This is a genomic window from Pseudomonas fragi (assembly GCF_025426255.1).
Lineage (GTDB): Bacteria > Pseudomonadota > Gammaproteobacteria > Pseudomonadales > Pseudomonadaceae > Aquipseudomonas > Aquipseudomonas kulmbachensis.
Genome location: NZ_CP104861.1, coordinates 226,244 through 248,994 on the forward strand (window position 1 = coordinate 226,244; position 22,751 = coordinate 248,994).

Consider the following 22,751-nt stretch of genomic DNA (forward strand, 5'->3'; position numbering starts at 1 on the left):
TCAGGCAAACCGCAGTGATGCCATCGCGAGCAAGCCCGCTCCCACAAATACAAATAAAGAAGGTTTATGGGTTATGCCTGAAGACCGCACCGGTATGGCGCTCGGGCAAATGCGCAGCGCCGTCGGTAAACAGTTTTTGTCGCAGGCTGCCGGTGTCATAAGCCGTCTTGTAGGAACCCCTGCGTTGCAGCTCGGGCACCACCAGATCGATAAAGTCGACGTAGCTCTCAGGGGTGACGATGCGGGTCAGGTTGAAGCCGTCGAGGCCGGTTTCAGCGATCCATGACTCCAGCTCATCGGCGACTTGTTCCGGCGAGCCCACCAAGGTGATGTAACGTCCGCCCAGCGCGTGCTGTTCGAGCAATTTACGGCGGGTCCAGTCGTTGTTTTGCAGCACTTTTGTTGCCGACTGAATCGCGTTGTTTTTCACGTACTGGATCGGTTCGTCCAGTTCGTAATCAGCAAAATCGATGCCTGTGGAGCTGGAGAAATGCGCCACTCCGGCTTCGGCGCTGGCATAGCTCAGGTACTCGTCACGCTTGGCCAGTGCCTGGGCCTCGGTCGGTGCAACGATCACGTTCAGGCCCATAAACAGCTTGATATCGTCCGGGTTGCGGCCTGCCGCCACGGCGCTGGCGCGAACCTTGTCGACCTGCACTTTGGTCGCCGCCTTGGTCTGGCCGCTGATAAACACGCACTCGGCATGGCGCCCGGCAAACACCAGGCCGCGATCCGAGCTGCCCGCCTGAAACAGCACCGGGGTGCGCTGGGGCGACGGCTCGCAGAGGTGATAACCCTCCACCTGATAGAACTCCCCGGCATGCTTGATCTTGTGCACTTTGTCGGGCTGGGCGTAGATGCGCTGCACCGGGTCATTGAGCACCGCGCCGTTTTCCCAGCTGCCTTCCCAGAGCTTGTACAACACCTGCAGGTACTCATCGGCCTGATCGTAACGACGGTCGTGTTCGACTTGCTCGGTCAGGCCCATGGCCTTGGCTGCGCTGTCGAGGTAGCCGGTGACGATGTTCCAGCCCACGCGGCCACGGGTCAGGTGATCGAGGGTCGACATGCGGCGTGCGAACAAATACGGCGCTTCGTAAGTAAGGTTTGCAGTTAGGCCAAAGCCGAGGTTTTTGGTGACAGCCGCCATGGCCGAAACCAGTAGCAACGGGTCGTTGACCGGTAGTTGGATCGCCTCTTTTAGCGGAACATCGACCGATTGCTGATAAACGTCATACACGCCCACGATGTCGGCGATAAACAGCCCATCAAACAGTCCGCGCTCCAGCAACTGCGCCAGTTCTGTCCAGTACTCCAGGGTATTGAAGGTGGTCGAGTTGTCCCGTGGGTGCGTCCACAACCCGTGGTTGATATGGCCAATGCAGTTCATGTTGAAGGCATTGATGAGGATTTTCTTTTTGCTCATCAGATGGTCCCCCGCAATGGCGGGTTGGCATCGTTGAGGTAGTAATTGCCTACCGCGTGGTACTTCCAGCGTACCGGGTCATGCAGCGTATGGACGCGTGCGTTGCGCCAGTGGCGGTCAAGTCCGTGTTCGGCAAGGGTGGCCTGGCTGCCAGCCAGTTCAAACAGGGTGCTGCCCGCGGCCAGCGAGATTTCGGTGCTGATGGCTCGCGCCTCGGCAACGGCAATCGATGCGGCGGCCACCGTGCTGGCCGTGGGGTTGCTCTGGGCACTGTCGAGAAATTCCCCCGCGCGCTCCAGCAAGGCTTCGGCGGCATGCAAACGCACACTCAAGTGGCCGAAGCTTTTCAGGGTCAGTGGGTCTTCACTGGCAATATCGCTGGTGGCGTCGATCCAGGGCCGGGTTTTGGTGCGCACAAAATGCAGTGCATCTTCAAAGGCGGCGCGGGCGATACCGGTGTCGATGGCTGCGTGCAGAATCTGCGCCAGCGGGCCAACCGGGGTCGGGCGCTCAAATGCGCTTTGAAACGGGATCACGTCCTGGGCTGCGACCAGAACGTTGTCGAACACCACCGAGCCGCTGCCCGTGGTGCGCTGGCCAAAGCCGCTCCAGTCGTCGATCACGCTCAGGCCGTCGCTGTCACGGTGTACAAACGCCAGATGCTGGATGCCGTCGTCGTCCACAACCGATGTAGGAATACGCTGCGCATACAGTGCGCCGGTGGCGTAGAACTTGCGGCCGGTGATGCGATAGCCGTGTTCGGCCCTGGCCAGGTGGGTGGTGCGATCGTGGGCGGTTTTGGTGCCGATTTCAGCCAGGGCATTGCCGAAACGTTGCCCGGCCAGGACTTCGGCATAAAGGCGCTGTTTTTGCTCGTGGCTGCCATTCACCCGCAGGACTTCGAGAGTATAGAAGTGGTTTTGCGGGATTTGCCCAAGCGAGGCGTCAGCTGCGGCGATCAGTGCCACCACCTGCGCCAGCGTAACGTTGGAAACGCCCGCGCCGCCGTAGGCCTTGGGCACGGTGATGCCCCACAGGCCGGTGTGGGAAAACAGTTCAAGCTCATCAAAGGGCAGGCGGCGTTCGCTGTCGCGCAGGACGCTGTCGCGCTTGAAATGCGCCGCCAGTTCACGGGCCACGCGCAAGGCCTCGGCATCGCTGTGGATAACCGGGACCTGTTTGGAAATCAGTGACATGGGTATCTCCAGGGTCAGATCCAGGAATGCCGGGCAGGCAGGGTGCCGTTGAGGCGAAAAGCGCCGATGGCGTGGTACTTCCAACGCACCGGGTCGTGCAGGGTATGCACCCGGGCATTGCGCCAGTGACGATCGAGGTTGAATTCAGCGAGACTGGCGCGGCTACCGGCCAGTTCGAAGAGCTTTTCGCTGGCCAGCAATGACAGCTCGGTGGTCACTACCTTGGCTTCGGCCACGGCAATCGAGGCACGTGCAGCGGCAGGAGCATCGATCGGCGCGGCACTGACTTCATCGAGTACCCGGCCGGCTTTGCGCAGCAACGCTTCGGCGGCGTGCAGTTCAATGTGCAACTTGCCGATGTCGGCGATCACGTAGGGGTCATCGCTGTTGCGTTCGACCTTGGCGTCGATCCATGGGCGCGAGCGTTCGCGTACAAAGCTGATAGTGTCGGCAATGGCACCGCGAGCGATGCCTAGGTCGATGGCCGCCTGGATCAACTGCGACACGGCGCCTTGAATATGCGGGGTTTCGCCCAGGTGCCAGTTGTCGACCACCAGCTCGGCTTCGACCCGCACGTTGTTGAGCAATACGGTGCCGCTGGCGGTGGTGCGCTGGCCAAAGCCGGACCAGTCATCGACGACGCGCAAGCCTGGAGTACCGCGACGAACAAAGGCAATGATCTGCTTGCCATCATCGTTGAGGGCCTTTACCGCGATCCAGTGGGCAAATAAGGCACCGGTTGAGTAAAACTTCTGACCGCTAATAACGAAATCGTCGCCATCTGCGGTGATGCGAGCCTTCAATTCGAGGGTGTTTTTGTTGCCGCGCTCCGGCCCGGCATTACCGATGCGCCAGCCTTGCAGCACGCTGGCGAACAACTGCTCTTTTTGCGATTGGGTCGCGGTGGCCGAAATCAGACTGAGAATGCCTACCTGATTCTGCGGAATCTGCCCCAGCGCCGGGTCGGCTGCCGAGATGATCGCGAACACTTCAGCCAAGGTCACGAACGACACCTGTGGCCCGCCAAATTCACGAGCAATCGAGATACTGCCCAGGCCGCTACGGGTGAACTCTTCTACAAGCGACCACGGCAGTTTACGTTGCCGGTCGCGCTTGGCTGCGTGCTCTCGGGCGTTGGCAGCCAGTGTACGGGCGGCTTCAAGGGCTTCGTTGTCGGTGCGCAGAACATGCGCTGCCAGCAACAGAGGCGCGACATCCAGGTCACTCTGCAGGTGTGCATTGGCCAAATTGGACATTAGTACCGCTCCTTGGCTGCACTCAATGCCCTGGCGTTATGCACAAGGGTGATTGTGTTACGGACCATACCTACCTCACGTTTCATGGGAGCGCCGCTTGAGCGGCGCGGATAAAAGCTGAGAGTCCGGTGGTCCGGTTCATATACCCTAATCGAGTATAAAAATTAAAAGAACTAGCTTTTAGGAATATGGATAGATGTTTTTTCAGTCCTGCACGGGTCAGCTACGCCAGTTGGGTCGGGGTTCCGCAGCGCGCAGCACCTCCCGTGGGGCGGGGTTAATATAGAGTTTTGGGGCGCCCACCTTGAGCATTCGTGCGGGTGCCCAGCGCGAATTGTTACCCACACGGTCAATCACGCAGTAGGTGACTTCCAGTTTGGGGTCTTCGCCGGCTTCCTGAATGATGTACGGGGGGACGAACACGCAGACGGGTTTGTCGACATCCGCCTTGCGCAATATGGGTAGGTCCAGGCGCACGTCGCCCCAGAGCAGAGTGATTGCGTCTTCACAGGCCATGTTGCGGTAAGGCTCGATAATCACCGGTACGCCGCGTTTCATCTGGCTGGGGTTAACCCCGTAGCGCTGAATCGGCTCGGGGATCATGAGTGGGGCAAGTCCCTGATTTTCTTCACCGATGGCCTCTCCACCAGGGCAGTCAAGTTTGACAAGGACTTTAAGTTGCGCTGACAGTGCCGGGCTGCTGCCGATATGCATGACCCGATAATAAAGGCGCGCCACACCATTTTGAATAAAACTCTGTGGCACTCTTAATAAAACGGGTTGGCCGACATCGAGCTTGACAAGTTGCTGTGATGTTACATAGCAGCCGTCCCAGAACAACTCAACAAGATCGCCTTCTTCCATGTTTTTGTAGGGGGCTATTGTAATAAGCAAGTGTTCGGCGGCTCGCGCGCAGATAGTAGGCTTGCCGGGGTTCGGAAGTGCAGGGGCCGTCAGTTTGTTGATGCATGAGGTAAAGGGCATATATAAAGATTCCTTTCCAGTGTGTAAGGGGACGGCACAGGTCTGCACAGACGGTTTTCGCAGGCAGAGGAGAGTGCCAAAGGAGCCCGTGATGGCTTTGGTGCAGTGGCCTGACGCTGGTATCACAGAGGCTGTGCGATGAATGATTACTTTGGATACGGGCCAGAGCGGTTTTATTAGATAAGAGGCTATGGCTATAAGTGTCAAGGCAGAATGGAACGAATGTAATTGTCGTTGGGTTATTCGGAAATATCCTACTGGTTGGATGCTTTTATATAAGTGTTTAGAGAGTGTTAGTGTTGTGGTTGTGAACAAGTAGTCTGTAAAGTTATATGAGGTGTGTGCGCTTTATCTCAATAGTTAAGTTGCAGGTGTCAGGGACGGAAACTGAAGCGTTTTCTTGCGGTTTGATTAATGTTTTAAACGTGTTTGAACGGGCAGGTCATATCACTCGTTCAATCAGGAAGGGCCAGTGCCATGACGGGTTGGTGGTTTTTTACCATTAATTTCACAGGTCATTTGCATAATCAGTGCGTGCGAGGCAGTAGGTTTGCCCGGTTTGTGATATTTAGACGTTGCCAAATTTCTCGGAAGATCATTCAAATGGCCCAAGACCCTCAGTTGACCCCGCCCGTCTCTGGACTCTCTCGCTTCAGACTGCGCTGGTATTACTGGCTTTTGCTGCTTGGCGTGTTGCTCTATGGATTAACGGTGGCCATGCATTGGGATGACCGCGGCGAGTTGTGGGTGCTGGAGCGGTTTGAGAACTCGTCCGAGCAAAACGAAAGTGTGTGGTTGCCCAACTATACGGCGGTGATTGATGCCAAGGTGTTGCCGGGGATGGAGAAGGACGAAGCTTCGGATCTGGCCTATAACCCTCTGAGCAAAACGCTGTTTTCGGTGATGGGTAAAAACCCGTTTCTGGTGGAATTGACCCTCGACGGCGAAGTACTGCGCAAAATCCCGCTGGTGGGCTGGAGCAACCCGGAAGGCCTGACGGTGATGGAGAACGGTCTGCTGGCCATTGTTGACGAGCGTGAGCACATGTTGAGCATCATCAACATCGATGCCGACACTAAAACCCTGAATATCGCCGACTTCCCCAAGTACGATCTGGGTCCTTCGAAGAACCAGAACAAGGCCTTCGAGGCGATTGCCTGGGACCCCCGTCGCCAGCAACTGTTGCTTGGCGAAGAGCGCCCGCCGCAGCTGTTTGTCTGGAAAAGCGACGGCAGCCAGAAACTCACTGGCAGCAAGCAGAAAGTGCCAAGCGATGAGCTGGACATGCGTAACCTGTCTGCCTTGAGTATCGACCCGCGCACCGGTCATACGCTGGTACTGTCGGCAGATTCGCATATGCTCCTGGAACTCGATGAGCTGGGTGAGCAGGTCAGCTTCATCACCTTGCTCGGCGGTTTCAATGGCCTGAAAAACACCATTCCGCGGGCCGAAGGGGTCGCGATTGATGAGAACGGCACGCTGTATATGGTGAGCGAGCCGAACCTGTTTTATCGCTTCGAGAAGAAGGCCCAGTAAACAAACCCGCCGATTAAGGTTGAATTCATGCAGTCGTGGTATCTCATTCGCCTGATCTGTTTAGAGTTCGACCCATGCGCCGTGTCAACCGTTCTACCGCTCTTGTTCTCTGTATAACGCTGGTGGCTCTAGTGGCCGCCGGCTTTGGCGCACAACACTTGCGCCTGTTTGAGCGCAGCTGGTTTCAGCTAAGCCAGCTGTGGCAAACCGCCGACCCCAACGCGATCAACCTGGGCGAGTACCGTGCCGTGGTGCAAGGCAAGGTGATTGAGGGGCTTGAAGACAACGTGTCGGCACTGACCTACGATCCGCTGCGCAAAACCCTGTTCACAGTGACCAACAAACACGCCGAACTGGTTGAGTTGTCCCTCGATGGCCGAGTCCTGCGGCGTATTGCACTGGTCGGGTTTGGCGATGCCGAAGCGGTCGAGTTTATTGGCGAGAACACCTACGTCATTACCGATGAGCACCAGCAACGGTTGATCAAAGTTAAGGTTGATGACAATACGCAGGTGCTGGATGCCCGCGATGCGCAGCAACTGACGCTGGGACTCAATCGATCAGGTAACAAGGGCTTTGAAGGCCTGGCCTACGACTCGGTCGGCAAGCGTCTGTTTGTGGCCAAAGAGCGCGATCCGATGCTGATCTACGAGGTCCGCGGTTTTCCTCAGGACAATCCGCAGCAACCCTATGCCACCCATGTGGTGACTAACCCGCGACGTGATGCGCGAATATTTGTACGGGATTTGTCGAGCCTGCAGTTCGACGAACGCACCGGGCATTTACTGGCGCTGTCGGATGAATCGAAGTTATTGCTCGAACTGGATCTGGAAGGGCGGCCGATCAGCACGCTGTCGCTGAAAAAGGGCAAACATGGTTTGACCCGGTCAGTGCCACAAGCAGAAGGCATCACCATGGACGACGAGGGTACGGTGTACGTGGTGAGTGAGCCGAATCTGTTCTACGTGTTCAAAAAGCCGTAGCTATGCAGCCTTGTAGATTCTCTGTTCCAGGTCAAGCCGAGCCTGCTCTCGAATGATATTCGCGAGCAGGCTCGCTCCCACGCTTGAAGTATCTCTGTAGCCGCTGCCGCAGGCTGCGATCGAGCCCGAAGGGGTCGCTCTGTTGAAGAGCGAAGGCCCTGCGGCCCTTATCGCAGCCTGCGGCAGCGGCTACAGGATTTGCGGTTACTTGCTGAGGGTTTTCACGCCTTCAGGGGTGCCCAGCAACAGCAGGTCTGCCGGGCGGGCAGCGAACAGGCCGTTGGTCACGACGCCGACAATGGCGTTGATCTGACGCTCCAGCTCAACCGGGTTGGTGATCTGCATGTTGAACACGTCGATGATGATATTGCCGTTGTCTGTCACCACGCCTTCGCGGTAAACCGGGTCGCCGCCGATCTTGACCAGCTCGCGGGCTACGTGGCTGCGGGCCATCGGGATTACTTCAACTGGCAGCGGGAACGCGCCCAGTACCGGCACCAGCTTGCTGGCATCGGCGATGCAGATAAAGGTCTTGGCCACGGCCGCAACGATCTTTTCGCGGGTCAGGGCTGCGCCACCGCCTTTGATCAGGTTCAGGTTTTCGTCGCTTTCATCGGCGCCATCAACGTAGAACTCCAGATCGCTGACCGTGTTTAGTTCATACACCGGAATACCGTGGCCCTTGAGGCGAGCGGCAGTAGCTTCGGAGCTGGCTACTGCGCCGTCGAATGCGCCTTTGTGTTGAGCCAGCGCGTCGATAAAGCAGTTGGCCGTGGAGCCGGTGCCGACCCCAACGATGCTCTTGTCATCCAGTTTTGGAAGGATGAAGTCGACAGCAGCCTGGGCTACGGCCTGTTTGAGTTGATCCTGGGTCATGCGGGCTCCGGGGCGGGAAGGGTAAAAGGGCATAAGTATAACCCAAGCACTTAAAACCTTTGGATTCGTATGGTCGCCCGCGCAAACGCTGGGTTAGACTCGTTGGTCCCTGCCCACCCGCCCAGTGAAGCTTTCCGATGCTCGAACAGTACGTTAAGAAGATCCTCACCTCGCGCGTTTATGACGTTGCCGTAGAAACCCCATTGCAAGCTGCCAACCAGCTGACCCTGCGCCTTGGCAACCAGATTTTGCTCAAGCGCGAAGACTTGCAGCCGGTGTACTCGTTCAAGATTCGTGGCGCTTACAACAAGCTCATGCACCTGACGGACGCCGAACGTGCTTGCGGTGTGGTGACGGCTTCTGCTGGCAACCACGCCCAAGGCCTGGCGCTTGCGGCCAAGGTACTGGGTGTCAAAGCCACCATCGTCATGCCTAAAACCACCCCCGAGATCAAGATTGAAGGTGTGCGCTCCCGTGGCGGTATTGTGGTTCTGCATGGCGACTCGTTCCCCGAGGCACTGGCCTATTCGCTCAAGTTGGTCGAACAGGAAGGCTACGTTTACGTTCACCCCTACGATGACCCGCACACCATTGCCGGGCAGGGCACCGTGGCGATGGAAATTCTGCGCCAGCACCCGGCGCCGCTGGATGCGATTTTCGTCCCGGTGGGTGGTGGCGGGCTGATTGCCGGTATTGCGGCGTACGTGAAGTACCTGCGTCCGGACATCAAGATCATTGGCGTCGAGCCCGATGATTCAAACTGCCTGCAAGCCGCGATGGCGGCAGGTGAGCGCGTGGTGCTGCCAACGGTGGGAATTTTTGCCGACGGCGTGGCGGTGGGGCAGATTGGTCAGCACACCTTCGATATCTGCAAAGACTATGTAGATGAAGTGATCACCGTCAGTACCGACGAAATCTGCGCAGCCATCAAGGATATCTTCGACGATACCCGCTCGATCACCGAACCTGCTGGTGCATTGGGCGTGGCCGGGATCAAGAAGTACGTTGAGCAGCGCGGCGTTCGCGGCCAGACCCTGGTGGCGATCGACTCAGGCGCCAACGTCAACTTCGACCGCTTGCGCCATGTGGCTGAGCGCGCCGAGTTGGGCGAAGGTCGCGAAGCCATCATTGCAGTGACCATTCCCGAAGAGCCAGGCAGCTTCAAGGCGTTTTGCGAAGCGATCGGCAAGCGCCAGATCACGGAATTCAACTACCGCTACCACACCGGCAGCGAGGCCCACATTTTTGTCGGCGTGCAGACCCACCCCGAAAACGATCCGCGCAGCGCACTGCTGGCCAGCCTGACTGAACAGGGCTTTCCGGTGGTCGACCTGACCGAAAACGAACTGGCCAAGTTGCACATTCGGCACATGGTGGGTGGGCGTGCGGCCAAGGTCAGCGATGAATTGCTGTTCCGCTTCGAGTTCCCGGAGCGCCCGGGTGCGCTGTTCAACTTCCTGAACAAGCTGGGTGGGCGCTGGAATATTTCGATGTTCCATTACCGTAATCACGGTGCGGCTGATGGTCGGGTAATGGCCGGTCTGCAAGTCCCTGCCGACGAACGCCATCTGGTGCCTGCGGCGCTGGCTGAAATTGGCTACCCGTATTGGGATGAGAGCGATAACCCGGCCTATCAACTGTTTCTTGGCTGATAGCCGCTACGCTGATTGAACGGCTCAAGGGATTAATCAAATGGAAACGTTCACCGCGTTAAAACTGCTGCATGGCGTGTCGACACTGCTGTTGTTTGTCAGCGCCATTGCCTTGCTGGTCTTGGTGATTCGGCGTTGGCGGGCAGGCGATAAAAACCTGTCGGGCGGTGTGGTGCAGCGGCCCTGGAGCTTTGTTTGGGGGCTGATGGGGCTGTGCTTGTTGGCATTGCCGGTCAGTGGCTGGTTTCTGGTACACCTGGCCGGTTGGCCGTTGAGCCAATTATGGTTGTTGATGGGCAGCTGCTTGTATCTGCTGGGTAGCTTGAGCTGGTTGTGGCTGGTGGTGCGCCTCAATCGCCTGCGGTTGGGGCGAATGGCAAGGTATCCGTGGTTTACGCTGGTGCTGGCGATTTTTTGTGCAGTCTGCTTTATCGCCATTGCGGGGTTGATGGGCGCCAAGCCGGTTTAAGCACAATTGCTTGTGTGGGAGCGGCGGTGCGACGATTCGACTTGCTCGCGATGGCATCACTGCGGTCTTGCAGAAAAAACGCGGCGATCTTATCGCGAGCAAGCCCGCTCCCACAGGTTGTGTGTCAGTCGCGTAGCGAGATGATTTCCCAGCCGCGCTTGATGGCTTCAGCCCGCAAGTTTGGATCAGGATCTACCGCCACCGGATGGTCAACCTGTTCCAGCAACGGCAAGTCGTTCATCGAATCGCTGTAGAAGTAGCTGTCTGCAAGGCTGTAGCCGTTTTCTGCGATCCAGCGGTTCAGGCGTGTCACTTTGCCTTCACGGAAGCACGGCACGTCGGTGCTGCGACCGGTATAGCGGCCATCGACGATTTCACACTCGGTGGCAATCAGATGTTCCACGCCAAGTTTTTTGGCAATGGGTGCAGTAACCACACGGTTGGTGGCGGTGATGATCACCAGTGTGTCACCCGCATCACGGTGCTTGGCCAGCAGGGCCAGAGCCTTGGGTAGCATCAGTGGCTCAATGCAGTCGCGCATGAATTCGCGATGCCACTGATCCAGTTGCGCCATGTCATGGCGGCCAAAAATTTCCATGCTGAAGTTAAGGTACGCGGCGTTGTCGAGCTTGCCGGCCAGGTAATCCTGGTAGAACTCGTCGTTGCGCGCCTTGTAGGCATCGCCATCGAGAATGCCCCGTTGGCACAGGTAATCGCCCCAGGCGTGATCGCTGTCACCGCCCAGAAGGGTGTTGTCCAAGTCGAATAAAGCCAGACGCATTGAGGTTACCCGTTGAGTTGTCTGAGGAAAGGCCACAAGAATACGGTCTTTTAATAAGAGTGCACATAAGGCAGGAAGGCGCGTTGCTGCTTTCACAACCTTTGTGGAACAATGCGGCGACATGCGTTTGCGAGGTTGTTGCCGTGATCGACCCCGATGGTTTCCGCCCTAATGTCGGGATTATTCTGACAAATGACGCTGGTCAGGTACTTTGGGCTCGCCGTATCAATCAAGACGCCTGGCAGTTTCCACAGGGAGGTATCAACCCTGATGAGACGCCGGAAGACGCCTTGTACCGTGAGCTGAACGAAGAAGTTGGCCTTGAACGCGAAGATGTAGAAATACTCGCCTGCACGCGAGGCTGGTTGCGTTATCGTTTGCCGCAACGACTGGTGCGTACCCACAGCCAACCGCTGTGCATCGGTCAGAAGCAAAAGTGGTTTTTGCTGCGCCTGGTCTCTAACGAGCAGCGGGTGCGGATGGATTTGACCGGTAAACCGGAGTTCGATGGCTGGCGTTGGGTCAGTTATTGGTACCCGTTGGGCCAGGTGGTGACATTCAAGCGCGAGGTCTACCGTCGCGCTCTCAAAGAGCTTGCCCCGCGCCTTTTAACGCGCGCCTGACACGGAGTTCGACCCCGAGCCATGCTCAATACGCTGCGCAAGATCGTCCAGGAAGTTAACTCCGCCAAGGATCTCAAGGCGGCGTTGGGGATTATTGTGTTGCGCGTCAAAGAAGCCATGAGCAGCCAGGTCTGCTCGGTCTATTTGCTTGATCCAGAGACCAACCGTTTTGTCCTGATGGCCACCGAGGGCTTGAACAAGCGCTCGATCGGTAAAGTCAGCATGGCGCCCAACGAAGGCCTTGTGGGCCTTGTGGGCACCCGTGAAGAGCCTCTGAACCTCGAAAACGCCGCCGATCACCCGCGCTATCGCTACTTTGCCGAAACCGGAGAGGAGCGCTATGCCTCTTTCCTGGGGGCGCCGATCATCCACCACCGCCGTGTGGTCGGGGTTCTGGTCATCCAGCAAAAGGAACGCCGTCAGTTCGACGAAGGTGAAGAAGCCTTTCTGGTAACCATGAGCGCCCAGTTGGCCGGGGTTATTGCCCATGCCGAAGCCACAGGTTCGATTCGTGGTCTGGGGCGTCAGGGCAAGGGTATCCAGGAAGCCAAGTTCGTCGGTGTGCCGGGTTCTCCAGGCGCGGCGGTGGGTACTGCGGTGGTCATGCTGCCACCGGCGGATCTGGACGTGGTGCCCGACAAGGCCATCACCGATATCCCGGCCGAAATTGCGCTGTTCAAGACCGCTCTCGAAGGCGTACGCAACGACATGCGTGCGGTTTCTAAAAAACTCGCTACGCAGCTGCGTCCCGAAGAGCAGGCGCTGTTCGACGTGTACCTGATGATGCTCGACGATGCGTCGCTGGGCAGCGAAGTCAAAAATGTGATCAAGACCGGGCAGTGGGCTCAGGGTGCCCTGCGCCAGGTGGTGACCGATCACGTCAACCGTTTTGAATTGATGGACGACGACTACCTGCGTGAGCGGGCGTCGGATGTACGCGACCTCGGTCGCCGCCTGCTGGCCTATTTGCAGCATGACCGCCAGCAAAGCATGGTCTACCCCGAAAACACCATTCTGGTCAGCGAAGAACTGACCGCTACCATGCTCGGCGAAGTACCCGAGGGCAAACTGATAGGTCTGGTGTCAGTACTGGGTTCGGGCAACTCCCACGTGGCGATTCTGGCCCGGGCCATGGGTATTCCGACGGTAATGGGCTTGGTTGACCTGCCGTACTCGAAGGTCGACGGCATCCAGATGATCGTCGACGGCTACCACGGCGAGGTCTACACCAACCCCAGCGAAGTGCTGCGCAAGCAATACGCCGAGGTTGTCGAAGAAGAACGCCAGCTGTCCGAAGGGCTCGATGCCCTGCGTGAGCTGCCGTGCATCACCCCGGACGGGCATCGCATGCCGTTGTGGGTCAACACCGGCCTGCTGGCCGATGTAGCGCGTGCGCAACAGCGTGGGGCCGAAGGCGTGGGTCTGTACCGCACCGAAGTGCCGTTCATGATCAACCAGCGCTTTCCGAGCGAAAAGGAGCAGCTAGCGATTTATCGCGAGCAACTTTCCGCCTTCCACCCGCAACCGGTGACCATGCGCAGCCTGGACATTGGCGGCGACAAGTCACTGTCGTATTTCCCGATCAAGGAAGAGAACCCGTTCCTTGGCTGGCGCGGGATTCGCGTCACCCTCGATCACCCCGAAATCTTTCTGGTTCAGGCCCGGGCCATGCTCAAGGCCAGTGAAGGCCTGAACAATCTGCGTATTTTGCTGCCGATGATCTCTGGCACCCACGAACTTGAAGAGGCCCTGCACCTGTTGCACCGTGCTTGGGGTGAAGTGCGTGACGAAGGCACCGATGTGCCGATGCCGCCGATTGGCGTAATGATCGAAATCCCGGCGGCGGTGTACCAAACCAAAGAACTGGCGCGCCAGGTGGACTTCCTGTCGGTGGGCTCCAACGACCTGACCCAGTACCTGTTGGCCGTGGACCGCAATAACCCGCGGGTGGCCGATTTGTACGACTACCTGCACCCGGCGGTGCTGCAAGCCCTGCAGTCGGTGGTACGCGACGCCCATGCGGAAGGCAAACCGGCGAGTATCTGTGGTGAAATGGCCGGTGATCCGGCGGCGGCGATCCTGCTGATGGCGATGGGTTTTGACAGCCTGTCGATGAACGCCACCAACTTGCCGAAAGTGAAATGGATGCTGCGCCAGGTCAGCCTGAGCCGCGCCAAGGAACTGCTGGCCGAAGTGATGACCATCGACAACCCGCAGGTCATTCGCAGCACCATACAGCTGGCCCTGAAGAACATGGGCCTGACCCGCATGATGAATCCGGCGGCGATCAAGCCGTATTGAGGCGAGAGCTGTGTAGATACTCTGTTCCAGGTCAAGCCCCCAGTGGGAGCGAGCCTGCTCGCGAATGATCTTCGCGAGCAGGCTCGCTCCCACGTGTGAAGTACCTCGACAGCGGTTACACAGGTTTTTCGCCTTCAAGCTTGTACTTGTACCTCGCCCAAACGCCCTCCAAGCGGCCCGAAGCTGTGTTCTACCATCAACCTTGAGCCGTCAGCATTGACGATCAACGCCGTGCTGGCGCGGGTGCCGTAACTGGGGCTGGCGATAAACACACTCGACAACAAACTCTCCGTGGCCAGCCCCACGCCTGTATCGGGCAGCTCGCTGAACGGTGCGGTTTGCGTATCCTTGAGCAAGGCCAGCAGTGCCTGCGGTTGCGGATCGTCGAGCACTTCGGCCAGCGCCGCCTTGGCCTTCAGCAGTTTGGGCCAGGGGGTGTCCAACCCGGCATTCGACAAACCATAAATCCCCGCACTCAACGGTTGTGGCGCCAAGTCTCTGGAGTTGAAATGCCAGAGTTGATCACGGGTTCCCAGCAGAAGATTAAACCCGGCATAGTCGACTGAACGTCGGCCAACGTGTGCGAAATACTCGGAAATTGGCAGGTTTGAGGTCAAAAAGTCCGCCACCAGCTCGCCACGTGAGCGTCGTGAAGGCGGCTTGTGCGGTTCACGGATATTGGTCAGGGCGGCAAAGCGCCCATCGGCACCAACCCCCAGCCAGGTTCCGCCAGCTTCAAGGTCGCGGCCAGCGTACACCTGCGGCGCATCGGTCCACTGTGCAAGGGATTTGGCGGGGCGCGCATAAAACTCATCGCGGTTGGCCGCAACGACCAAAGGCTGTGCGTGGCCGGGGCGCCAAGCGAAGACAATCAGACACATGGGCAGTCCTTAATGTTTTTTTAACCACACTACTTATAGATTGCTCAGGCGGCTCGCGCCATACCGTGCAGCGCAGTGGAGCCCAAGCCCTTGCTCCGTTACCATGCGGGTCAAATTTGGGGGGCGAGTAATGGAATTTCTGCTCTATCTGGTGTTGGGAGGCTTTGCGGGCGTACTGGCCGGGCTGTTCGGGGTCGGTGGCGGAATTATCATCGTGCCGGTGCTGGTGTTCAGTTTCACCCTGCAGGGTTTTAACAGTGAGGTGCTGACCCATTTGGCCGTCGGCACGTCATTGGCCACGATCATTTTTACCTCGATCAACTCGATCCGTGAGCACCACCGCAAAGGCGCCGTACGCTGGCCGCTGTTTGTCTGGATGACACTAGGCATCCTGATCGGCGCGGGTATCGGTGCAATCACGGCAGAAGCCATTGCCGGTCCCCACCTGCAGAAAATCATCGGCGTGTTCGCCCTGGTGATCGCCGTACAAATGGCCCTGGGGTTGCAACCCAAGGCCAGCGGCACGGTGCCGGGCAAAGTGGGCCTGACGATCGCTGGCACAGTGATTGGCTGGGCTTCGGCAATTTTCGGTATCGGTGGCGGCTCATTGACCGTGCCGTTCCTCAGTTGGCGCAGCGTGCCGATGCAGCAAGCCGTAGCGACTTCGGCGGCCTGCGGTTTGCCGATTGCGCTGGTGGGTGCATTAAGTTTCATGATCATTGGCTGGCATAACCCCGACCTGCCCGCGCATAGTCTCGGTTTTATCTACTTGCCGGCGCTGCTCGGGATTGCCCTGACCAGTATGTTTTTCGCCCGTTTTGGTGCGCGACTGGCTCACAAGCTTTCGCCACGCCTGCTGAAACGGCTGTTTGCCGCACTGTTGTTCTGTGTCGGTTTGAGTTTCCTGATCTAACAAGGAGTCGCAATGCTGCCTTACCCGCAGATTGACCCGGTGGCACTGGCCATCGGACCGCTGAAAATCCATTGGTACGGTTTGATGTACCTGATCGGCATTGGTGCCGCTTGGTTGATCCTGTCGCGCCGCCTCAACCGTTTCGACCCGACCTGGACCAAAGAGAAACTCTCTGACCTGGTGTTTTGGGTGGCCATGGGCGTGATTGTCGGTGGTCGTTTGGGTTACGTGCTGTTCTACGACCTGAGCGCCTACATCGCCAACCCGCTGCTGATTTTCGAAGTGTGGAAAGGCGGCATGGCGTTCCACGGCGGGTTGATTGGCGTAATGCTGGCTGTCTGGTGGTTCGGCAAACGCAATGGCAAGTCGTTCTTCCAGATCATGGACTTTATCGCCCCTGTGGTGCCGATTGGTCTGGGGGCAGGGCGCATCGGCAACTTCATCAATGCCGAATTGTGGGGCAAGGCCAGTGATGTGCCGTGGGCGATGATCTTTCCCACCGACCCGCAGCAGTTGGCCCGCCATCCGTCGCAGCTTTACCAGTTTGCGCTGGAAGGTGTGGCACTGTTCCTGATTCTTTGGCTGTATTCGCGTAAACCTCGGCCAACCATGGCGGTGTCCGGGATGTTCGCCCTGTTCTACGGCATCTTCCGCTTTATCGTCGAATTCGTCCGCGTGCCGGATGCCCAGCTAGGCTATCTGGCGTTCGGCTGGGTGACGATGGGGCAAATTCTCTGCATCCCGATGATTGTGGGCGGCCTGCTCCTGATCTGGTGGGCTTACCACCGCGATTCAGCGGCTAACAAAGCTGCGCTTTAAATTCGAATCGCAGGGCGCACGCCGCCCTGCATTCAAACGGTAGGAAAACCATGAAGCAATATCTCGACCTCGTTGCCAACGTCATTAAAAACGGCACCCTGCAAGCCAACCGTACCGGTGTGAAGACCATCAGTCTGCCCGGCGCCATGTTGCGCTATGACCTCAAGGAAGGTTTTCCGGCCATCACGACCCGGCGCATGGCGTTCAAATCTGCCATCGGCGAGATGTGCGGTTTCTTGCGCCCGGTAAACAGCGCGGCAGATTTCCGCGCGCTGGGTTGTAAGGTGTGGGATCAGAACGCCAACGAAAACGCCCAGTGGCTGGCCAACCCGTTCCGTCAGGGTGAAGACGACCTTGGCGAAATCTACGGCGTGCAATGGCGCAAATGGCCTGCTTACAAGCAAATCGAGCGCAGCAACCAGGCTGCCATCGAGTTGTGCCTGAGCCAAGGCTACCGTCAGATCGCCGAAGGTGAAGAAGACGGTCAGGCTTATGTGGTGCTCTACAAGGCCATCGATCAGGTGCGTCAGTGTGTCGACACCATCATCAACGACCCGGGCAGCCGACGTATTCTGTTCCACGGCTGGAACTGCGCCCAGCTCGACGAAATGGCCCTGCCGCCGTGCCATCTGCTGTACCAGTTCCACCCGAATGTGGAGACGAAAGAAATCTCCCTGACCCTCTATATCCGTTCCAACGATTTGGGCCTAGGCACACCGTTCAACCTGACCGAAGGCGCTGCACTGCTGAGCTTGATCGGTCGCCTGACCGGGTACACGCCGCGTTGGTTTACCTACTTTATCGGCGATGCCCATGTGTATGAAAACCACCTGGACATGCTCAACGAGCAACTGACCCGCGAACCGTTCCCGATGCCAAAACTGGTGATCTCGGACCGCGTACCGGAATTCGCCAAGACGGGCGTGTACCAGCCAGAGTGGCTGGGCCTGATTGAGCCGAGTGACTTCAGCCTCGAAGGCTACCAGCACCACGCGCCGATGACCGCGCCGATGGCGGTGTAAAACCCCCGATATCCCCCTGTGGGAGCGAGCCTGCTCGCGAAGCCCTCAAGCGCTTCGCGAGCAGGCTCGCTCCCACAAGGGGGGCGCTTTAATGCCCGTGGCTTCTGCCCACATGGCTTGGCTCGCCTTCCGGCGCGCTGACCGATCCGCTGACTTCCAGCTGCTGCAAAATCCCGCAGTGTTCTCCGTTCGGCCCTTCGCCACAGCGTTGGCGCAGCTCGAGCAGTTGTGTCTGCAAGACCAGCAAGCTGTCGACCCGTGCCTTGACGTGATGAATATGTTCGTCGATCAGCGCATTTACGCTTTCGCACTGGTCCTGCGGGCTGTCGCGCAGATTGAGCAGGCTGCGGATCTCTTCGAGGGTCATGTCCAGGCTGCGGCAATTGCGGATAAACGTTAGCCGCTCAACGTGGGCCTGGGTGTACAAACGGTAATTACCCTCGCTGCGTGCAGGCTCCGGCAGCAACCCTTCGCGCTCGTAATAACGGATGGTTTCGACCTGACAGTCGGTCAATTTCGCCAACTCACCAATTTTCATCGCACTTATCTCCGAAAGGTTGCTTGACCCTATAGTGGCTACAGGGTCTTTACTTGGCAATAGGCACCTTTCCCGGACGCAACCTGATGAGCGACTCCATTCACACCCCGCACAAGCCCCACCACGATCACGATCACGATCACGATCACGAACATGATCATGGCGAGAAGCACGACCACGACAGTCATGCCCATAGCTGCTGTTCAGCAGCGGCGGGCCCCAGCGTGATCAAGCTCGGCTCTGCTCCCACTGCGGGTGCGCGCCTGAGCAGTTTTCGCATCGAAGCGATGGACTGCCCCACCGAGCAGACCCTGATCCAGAACAAGCTGGGCAAGCTGGCGGGTGTGCAGCAACTGGAGTTCAACCTGATCAACCGGGTATTGGGCGTGACCCATGACCTGCCGTCGACCGCGCCGATTATCGCGGCGATAAAATCCCTGGGCATGCAGGCCGATCCCATTGAATCGGGAACAGATGCAGCCCCGGCTGCGCCGCCCGTCAAAAAACACTGGTGGCCGCTGGCCGTAGCCGGGGTGGGTGCGTTGGCCGCCGAAGTGCTGCATTTCACCGATGCCGCGCCTACGTGGGTGATCGCGCTGGTGGCACTGGTATCGATCCTCAGCGGCGGTCTGACCACCTACAAAAAGGGCTGGATTGCCCTGAAAAACCTTAACCTGAACATCAATGCGCTGATGAGCATCGCCGTGACCGGCGCGGTGCTGATCGGTCAGTGGCCCGAAGCGGCCATGGTGATGTTCCTGTTTACCGTGGCCGAGTTGATCGAAGCCAAATCTCTCGACCGCGCCCGCAATGCCATCAGCGGGCTGATGCAAATGGCGCCAGACAAGGCCACCGTGCAACAGGCGGATGGCAGTTGGGTCGAGCTTGAAGTCAAAGATATCGCCCTGGGCACCTTGGTAAGGGTGCGGCCTGGTGAGCGCATTGGCCTGGACGGTGAGGTGGTGTCCGGCAACTCGACCATCGATCAGGCGCCGATCACCGGCGAAAGCCTGCCTATCGAGAAGACCGTAGGCGATAAAGTTTTCGCGGGCACCATCAACCAGTCCGGTGCCCTGGAGTACCGGGTGACAGCGGCGGCCAACAACTCGACGCTGGCGCGAATCATCCACGCTGTGGAGCAAGCCCAGGGTGCACGGGCACCGACCCAGCGCTTCGTCGACAGCTTCGCGAAAATCTATACCCCGCTGGTGTTCGTTTTCGCCATGGCAGTGGCTGTGATCCCGCCCTTGTTCATGGGCGGCGTGTGGTTCGACTGGATCTATCGCGCACTGGTGTTGTTGGTGGTGGCGTGCCCGTGTGCGCTGGTGATTTCGACCCCGGTAACCATCGTCAGCGGCCTGGCCGCAGCGGCCCGCAAGGGGATTCTGGTCAAGGGTGGGGTGTATCTCGAGAGTGGCCACAAACTCGATTTTCTGGCGCTGGACAAGACCGGCACCATCACCCACGGCAAGCCGGTGCAAACCGACTATCTGCCGCTTGATCCGCTGTTTGCCGACAGTGCGGTGTTGCTGGCTGCAAGCCTGGCCAGCCGCTCCGACCACCCGGTGTCACTGGCCGTGGCCAATGCGGCTGTGGATAAAAAACTGGCATTGAGCGCTGTGGATAACTTCGCCGCCCTGGCAGGTCGTGGTGTGCGCGGGGAAATCGACGGTAAGCTTTATCATTTGGGCAATCACCGTCTGGTTGAAGAGCTGGGCCTGTGCTCGCCCGAGCTGGAAGCGAAGCTTTTTGCGCTGGAAGAACAAGGTAAAACCGTCATCTTGTTGTGTGACAGTTCTGGTCCGATGGCGTTGTTCGCGGTGGCAGATACCGTCAAGGAAACCAGCCGCGAAGCGATTCGCGAGCTGCATGAACTGGGCATCAAAACCCTGATGCTGACCGGCGACAACCCGCACACCGCCCGCGCTATTGCCGCACAGGTCGGGATCGACGAAGCGCAAGGCAACTTGTTGCCGGAGGACAAGCTCAAGGCGATTGAGGCGTTGTACGCCAAAGGGCATCACGTTGGCATGGTGGGTGACGGGATCAACGACGCTCCGGCCTTGGCTCGCGCCGAGATTGGTTTTGCGATGGCCGCGGCGGGCACAGATACCGCGATAGAGACTGCAGATGTAGCCCTGATGGACGACGATCTGCGCAAAATTCCAGCATTCATTCGCCTGTCACGTCAAACTTCCAGCATCCTTAAACAAAACATCGCCCTGGCATTGGTCATTAAAGCGATCTTTCTTGCGGTAACCTTCCTTGGGTTGGCCACCATGTGGATGGCCGTATTTGCCGACATGGGCGTCAGCCTGTTGGTGGTGTTCAACGGTTTGCGCCTGCTGCGCAAATAGACCAAGAGAGGCCGCTGTGCTGAGTGCCGAGCTGAAAGCGTTTTACCGGGTGGCCCAACTGGGCAGCATTACTCAGGCCGCAAAGAAGCTCGGGCTTAGCCAGCCGACCGTGACCACGCAGATCCGTAACCTCGAAAGCCAGTACGCCGTGGAGCTGTTTTATCGCGGCGGACGGCGCCTGACCCTGAGCGATGAGGGCGTGCGCCTGCTGCCGATGGTCAAGGCGCTGCTGCAGCAAGAAGCCGATATTGAGTTCTTTTTGCGCAATAGCGGCCAAGGCACTGGCACATTGCGCATTGCCGCCACGGCGCCGTATTACATCCTCGATCTGGTTAAAGCCTTTCGCGAGCGCTTGCCGCAGATCGACGTGTCGGTGGATATCGGCAACTCCCAGCAGGTGCTTGAAGCGCTGGACGAGTATCGGGTCGACATTGCCGCTTCGTCGCAGTTGCTGGAAGACCCGCGCCTGATTCGCCGCGTACTGGGTGCCGATCCGCTGGTGCTGGCGGTGCATCGCAATCACCCGCTGGCCAATCTCGACCATGTGCCGTTGAGCGCGTTGGCCGGGCATTGTCTGTTGATGCGCGAACAGGGCTCGACCACACGCCAGTTGACCGAAGAACTGCTTGCCAGTGCTGGCGTCAGTTTTGGTCCGCTGCTGGAAATCGGCAGCCGGGAATCGATTCGTGAGGCGGTGTTGCGCAATATCGGCATCAGTATCATCGCCCGCCAGGAAGTCCCCCACGACCCGCAACTGCGAGTGCTGACCCTGGAAAGTGCGCCGGTTATCCACGAGTACCTGTACTGCCTCAAAGAGCGCAAGGCCGCGCGTTTGCCAGCAGCATTTCTGGGGCTGGCGCAGGAAATGGCTCCGGCCTGAGACTTTGGGTTTTTGAACAGGCGCAAGCCCTTCGGGCTTGATCGCAGCCTTCGGCAGCGGCTACAGAGTGTGGATCACCCAAATTCACCAATACCACTATCGGCAGCTTTGGCCTTGCTGCCACATCTTGTACGCATTGCGTCTCTAGGATGAGCCCCATCTGCTTGATGAGGTGCACCCATGAACCGCTCGAACGCAACCGCTTTGACCCAACCCGGCGTACCGATGAAGGTGCGCAATGTGAGCAAGCGCTTTGGCGCCTTTACCGCGCTGGACAACGTCTCGCTGGAAGTGGCCGCCGGTGAACTGGTGTGCCTGCTCGGGCCCTCCGGTTGCGGCAAAACCACGTTGCTGCGTTGCATCGCCGGGCTTGAGCGCCAGGACAACGGCGCCTTGTATCTGGGTGAACGCGATGTGTCTGAGCTTGCACCTCAAGCCCGCGACTACGGAATTCTGTTCCAGTCCTACGCCCTGTTTCCCAATCTGACTGTTGAAGCCAATATCGCCTACGGCCTGGCGGGCAGCAATCGCGATGTGGTGCGCAAACGCGTTGGCGACATGCTGGAGCTGGTGGGCTTGACCGGCAGTGAAAAGAAATTCCCGGGCCAGCTTTCCGGTGGCCAGCAGCAGCGTGTTGCACTGGCCCGAGCCTTGGCGCCAGCGCCCTCCTTGCTGTTGCTCGATGAGCCGATGTCGGCTCTCGATGCCCGGGTTCGCGAGCACCTGTGTACCGAACTGCGCCAATTGCAGCGCAGCCTGGGTATCACCACATTGATGGTGACCCACAATCAGGACGAAGCCATGCTGATGGCCGACCGCATCGCCGTGATGAACAACGGCAAGGTCGAGCAATACGCTACCCCGCAAGAAATCTACGATAAACCCGCCACCCCGTTTGTCGCCGAGTTTGTCGGCCAGGGTAACTGGCTGCCGTTCCAGCGCAACAGCGCCAGTCACGCCCAGGTAGGCGGGATGAGCATGCGCTTGGCAGACGATGCCGGACGTGCCGCCTCGGGCCGCCTGTTCTGCCGCCCCGAAGCCATCAGCGTGAACCCGGTGCTGCATCAGGAAAATCTGTTCCCGGCTCGGGTGCGGGAAATCACCTTTCTCGGTAATCGCTGCCGCATGAGTTTTGAACTCAACCATTTACCGGGCCACGCGCTGACAGCTGAAGTCGGCAGTCAGGACCTGCCGCGGCTCGGCGCCCCGGACATCTTTGTCGCCCTGCCGCCGGGCAGCTTGCAGGTGTTTGCCTAAG

The 22,751-nt window shown here is 58.6% G+C and carries 20 protein-coding genes; 12 read left to right on the forward strand and 8 right to left on the reverse strand.

Annotated features, from left to right (window positions below; all coding sequences use genetic code 11):
• Positions 1-64: 64 nt before the first annotated feature.
• The 4 genes from N7D90_RS01145 to N7D90_RS01160 form a co-directional block, all read right to left on the reverse strand.
• A complete protein-coding gene (locus tag N7D90_RS01145; RefSeq protein WP_261740517.1) occupies positions 65-1,426 on the reverse strand; it encodes an LLM class flavin-dependent oxidoreductase in 1,362 nt (453 codons plus the stop codon).
• On the reverse strand, positions 1,426-2,622 hold the full coding sequence (locus N7D90_RS01150) for an SfnB family sulfur acquisition oxidoreductase (protein WP_261740518.1): 1,197 nt from the start codon (positions 2,620-2,622) through the stop codon (positions 1,426-1,428). Before N7D90_RS01150 ends, N7D90_RS01145 begins: the two co-directional genes overlap by 1 nt.
• Positions 2,623-2,636: 14 nt before the next feature.
• Entirely contained in the window at positions 2,637-3,878 is a 1,242-nt protein-coding gene (locus tag N7D90_RS01155; RefSeq protein WP_261740519.1) for an SfnB family sulfur acquisition oxidoreductase, read from the reverse strand.
• A gap of 219 nt (positions 3,879-4,097) precedes the next feature.
• Positions 4,098-4,862 carry a hypothetical protein gene (locus N7D90_RS01160; protein ID WP_261740520.1) on the reverse strand — a complete coding sequence of 255 codons (765 nt, stop codon included), beginning with the start codon at positions 4,860-4,862 and terminating at the stop codon, positions 4,098-4,100.
• Positions 4,863-5,465: 603 nt separating this feature from the next.
• Here N7D90_RS01160 and N7D90_RS01165 point away from each other — a divergent pair.
• The gene (locus N7D90_RS01165) at positions 5,466-6,398 is read left to right on the forward strand and encodes an SdiA-regulated domain-containing protein (RefSeq protein WP_261740521.1); all 933 of its coding nucleotides are present in this window, start codon (positions 5,466-5,468) and stop codon (positions 6,396-6,398) included.
• A 74-nt stretch (positions 6,399-6,472) separates the two neighbouring features.
• Positions 6,473-7,381: an SdiA-regulated domain-containing protein gene (locus N7D90_RS01170; protein WP_261740522.1), complete on the forward strand. Its 909-nt coding sequence runs from the start codon at positions 6,473-6,475 to the stop codon at positions 7,379-7,381.
• Positions 7,382-7,585: 204 nt separating this feature from the next.
• Here N7D90_RS01170 and rpiA read toward each other — a convergent pair whose 3' ends face one another.
• The gene (gene rpiA / locus N7D90_RS01175; protein ID WP_261740523.1) at positions 7,586-8,257 is read right to left on the reverse strand and encodes a ribose-5-phosphate isomerase RpiA; all 672 of its coding nucleotides are present in this window, start codon (positions 8,255-8,257) and stop codon (positions 7,586-7,588) included.
• 137 nt (positions 8,258-8,394) lie between these two features.
• Between rpiA and ilvA the strand changes: the two genes are divergently transcribed.
• Together ilvA and N7D90_RS01185 are read left to right on the forward strand one after the other, a co-directional pair.
• Entirely contained in the window at positions 8,395-9,909 is a 1,515-nt protein-coding gene (ilvA, locus tag N7D90_RS01180) for a threonine ammonia-lyase, biosynthetic (RefSeq protein WP_261740524.1), read from the forward strand.
• Between the two features lie 40 nt (positions 9,910-9,949).
• Positions 9,950-10,378, forward strand: coding sequence for a DUF2269 domain-containing protein (locus N7D90_RS01185; protein WP_261740525.1), 429 nt, complete (start codon positions 9,950-9,952; stop codon positions 10,376-10,378).
• A 124-nt stretch (positions 10,379-10,502) separates the two neighbouring features.
• Here N7D90_RS01185 and N7D90_RS01190 read toward each other — a convergent pair whose 3' ends face one another.
• Entirely contained in the window at positions 10,503-11,159 is a 657-nt protein-coding gene (locus N7D90_RS01190; protein WP_261740526.1) for an HAD family hydrolase, read from the reverse strand.
• Positions 11,160-11,302: 143 nt separating this feature from the next.
• On the opposite strand from N7D90_RS01190, the gene N7D90_RS01195 reads away from it, so the two are divergent.
• Together N7D90_RS01195 and ptsP are read left to right on the forward strand one after the other, a co-directional pair.
• On the forward strand, positions 11,303-11,782 hold the full coding sequence (locus N7D90_RS01195) for an RNA pyrophosphohydrolase (protein WP_019828104.1): 480 nt from the start codon (positions 11,303-11,305) through the stop codon (positions 11,780-11,782).
• 21 nt (positions 11,783-11,803) lie between these two features.
• Entirely contained in the window at positions 11,804-14,083 is a 2,280-nt protein-coding gene (gene ptsP / locus N7D90_RS01200; RefSeq protein WP_261740527.1) for a phosphoenolpyruvate--protein phosphotransferase, read from the forward strand.
• 134 nt (positions 14,084-14,217) lie between these two features.
• On the opposite strand, the gene N7D90_RS01205 is transcribed toward ptsP, so the two are convergent.
• Positions 14,218-14,964, reverse strand: coding sequence for an NRDE family protein (locus N7D90_RS01205; protein WP_261740528.1), 747 nt, complete (start codon positions 14,962-14,964; stop codon positions 14,218-14,220).
• A 130-nt stretch (positions 14,965-15,094) separates the two neighbouring features.
• Between N7D90_RS01205 and N7D90_RS01210 the strand changes: the two genes are divergently transcribed.
• Genes N7D90_RS01210 through N7D90_RS01220 form a run of 3 tightly spaced genes read left to right on the forward strand, consistent with a single transcriptional unit; the run spans position 15,095 to position 17,718 of the window.
• Positions 15,095-15,877 carry a sulfite exporter TauE/SafE family protein gene (locus tag N7D90_RS01210; RefSeq protein WP_261740529.1) on the forward strand — a complete coding sequence of 261 codons (783 nt, stop codon included), beginning with the start codon at positions 15,095-15,097 and terminating at the stop codon, positions 15,875-15,877.
• A gap of 12 nt (positions 15,878-15,889) precedes the next feature.
• Positions 15,890-16,696 carry a prolipoprotein diacylglyceryl transferase gene (gene lgt, locus N7D90_RS01215; protein WP_261740530.1) on the forward strand — a complete coding sequence of 269 codons (807 nt, stop codon included), beginning with the start codon at positions 15,890-15,892 and terminating at the stop codon, positions 16,694-16,696.
• A 50-nt stretch (positions 16,697-16,746) separates the two neighbouring features.
• A complete protein-coding gene (locus N7D90_RS01220; protein ID WP_048361300.1) occupies positions 16,747-17,718 on the forward strand; it encodes a thymidylate synthase in 972 nt (323 codons plus the stop codon).
• Between the two features lie 88 nt (positions 17,719-17,806).
• Here N7D90_RS01220 and cadR read toward each other — a convergent pair whose 3' ends face one another.
• Positions 17,807-18,256 (reverse strand): Cd(II)/Pb(II)-responsive transcriptional regulator, encoded by a 450-nt coding sequence (gene cadR / locus N7D90_RS01225; RefSeq protein WP_261740531.1) that lies wholly within the window; start codon positions 18,254-18,256, stop codon positions 17,807-17,809.
• Between the two features lie 86 nt (positions 18,257-18,342).
• On the opposite strand from cadR, the gene N7D90_RS01230 reads away from it, so the two are divergent.
• The 3 genes from N7D90_RS01230 to N7D90_RS01240 all read left to right on the forward strand — a co-directional run bounded on the left by N7D90_RS01230 (position 18,343) and on the right by N7D90_RS01240 (position 22,750).
• Positions 18,343-20,613 (forward strand): heavy metal translocating P-type ATPase, encoded by a 2,271-nt coding sequence (locus tag N7D90_RS01230; RefSeq protein ID WP_261740532.1) that lies wholly within the window; start codon positions 18,343-18,345, stop codon positions 20,611-20,613.
• A gap of 16 nt (positions 20,614-20,629) precedes the next feature.
• The gene (locus N7D90_RS01235; protein WP_261740533.1) at positions 20,630-21,493 is read left to right on the forward strand and encodes a LysR family transcriptional regulator; all 864 of its coding nucleotides are present in this window, start codon (positions 20,630-20,632) and stop codon (positions 21,491-21,493) included.
• A gap of 180 nt (positions 21,494-21,673) precedes the next feature.
• Positions 21,674-22,750, forward strand: coding sequence for a putative 2-aminoethylphosphonate ABC transporter ATP-binding protein (locus tag N7D90_RS01240; protein ID WP_261740534.1), 1,077 nt, complete (start codon positions 21,674-21,676; stop codon positions 22,748-22,750).
• The last annotated feature ends 1 nt before the right edge of the window (position 22,751 follow it).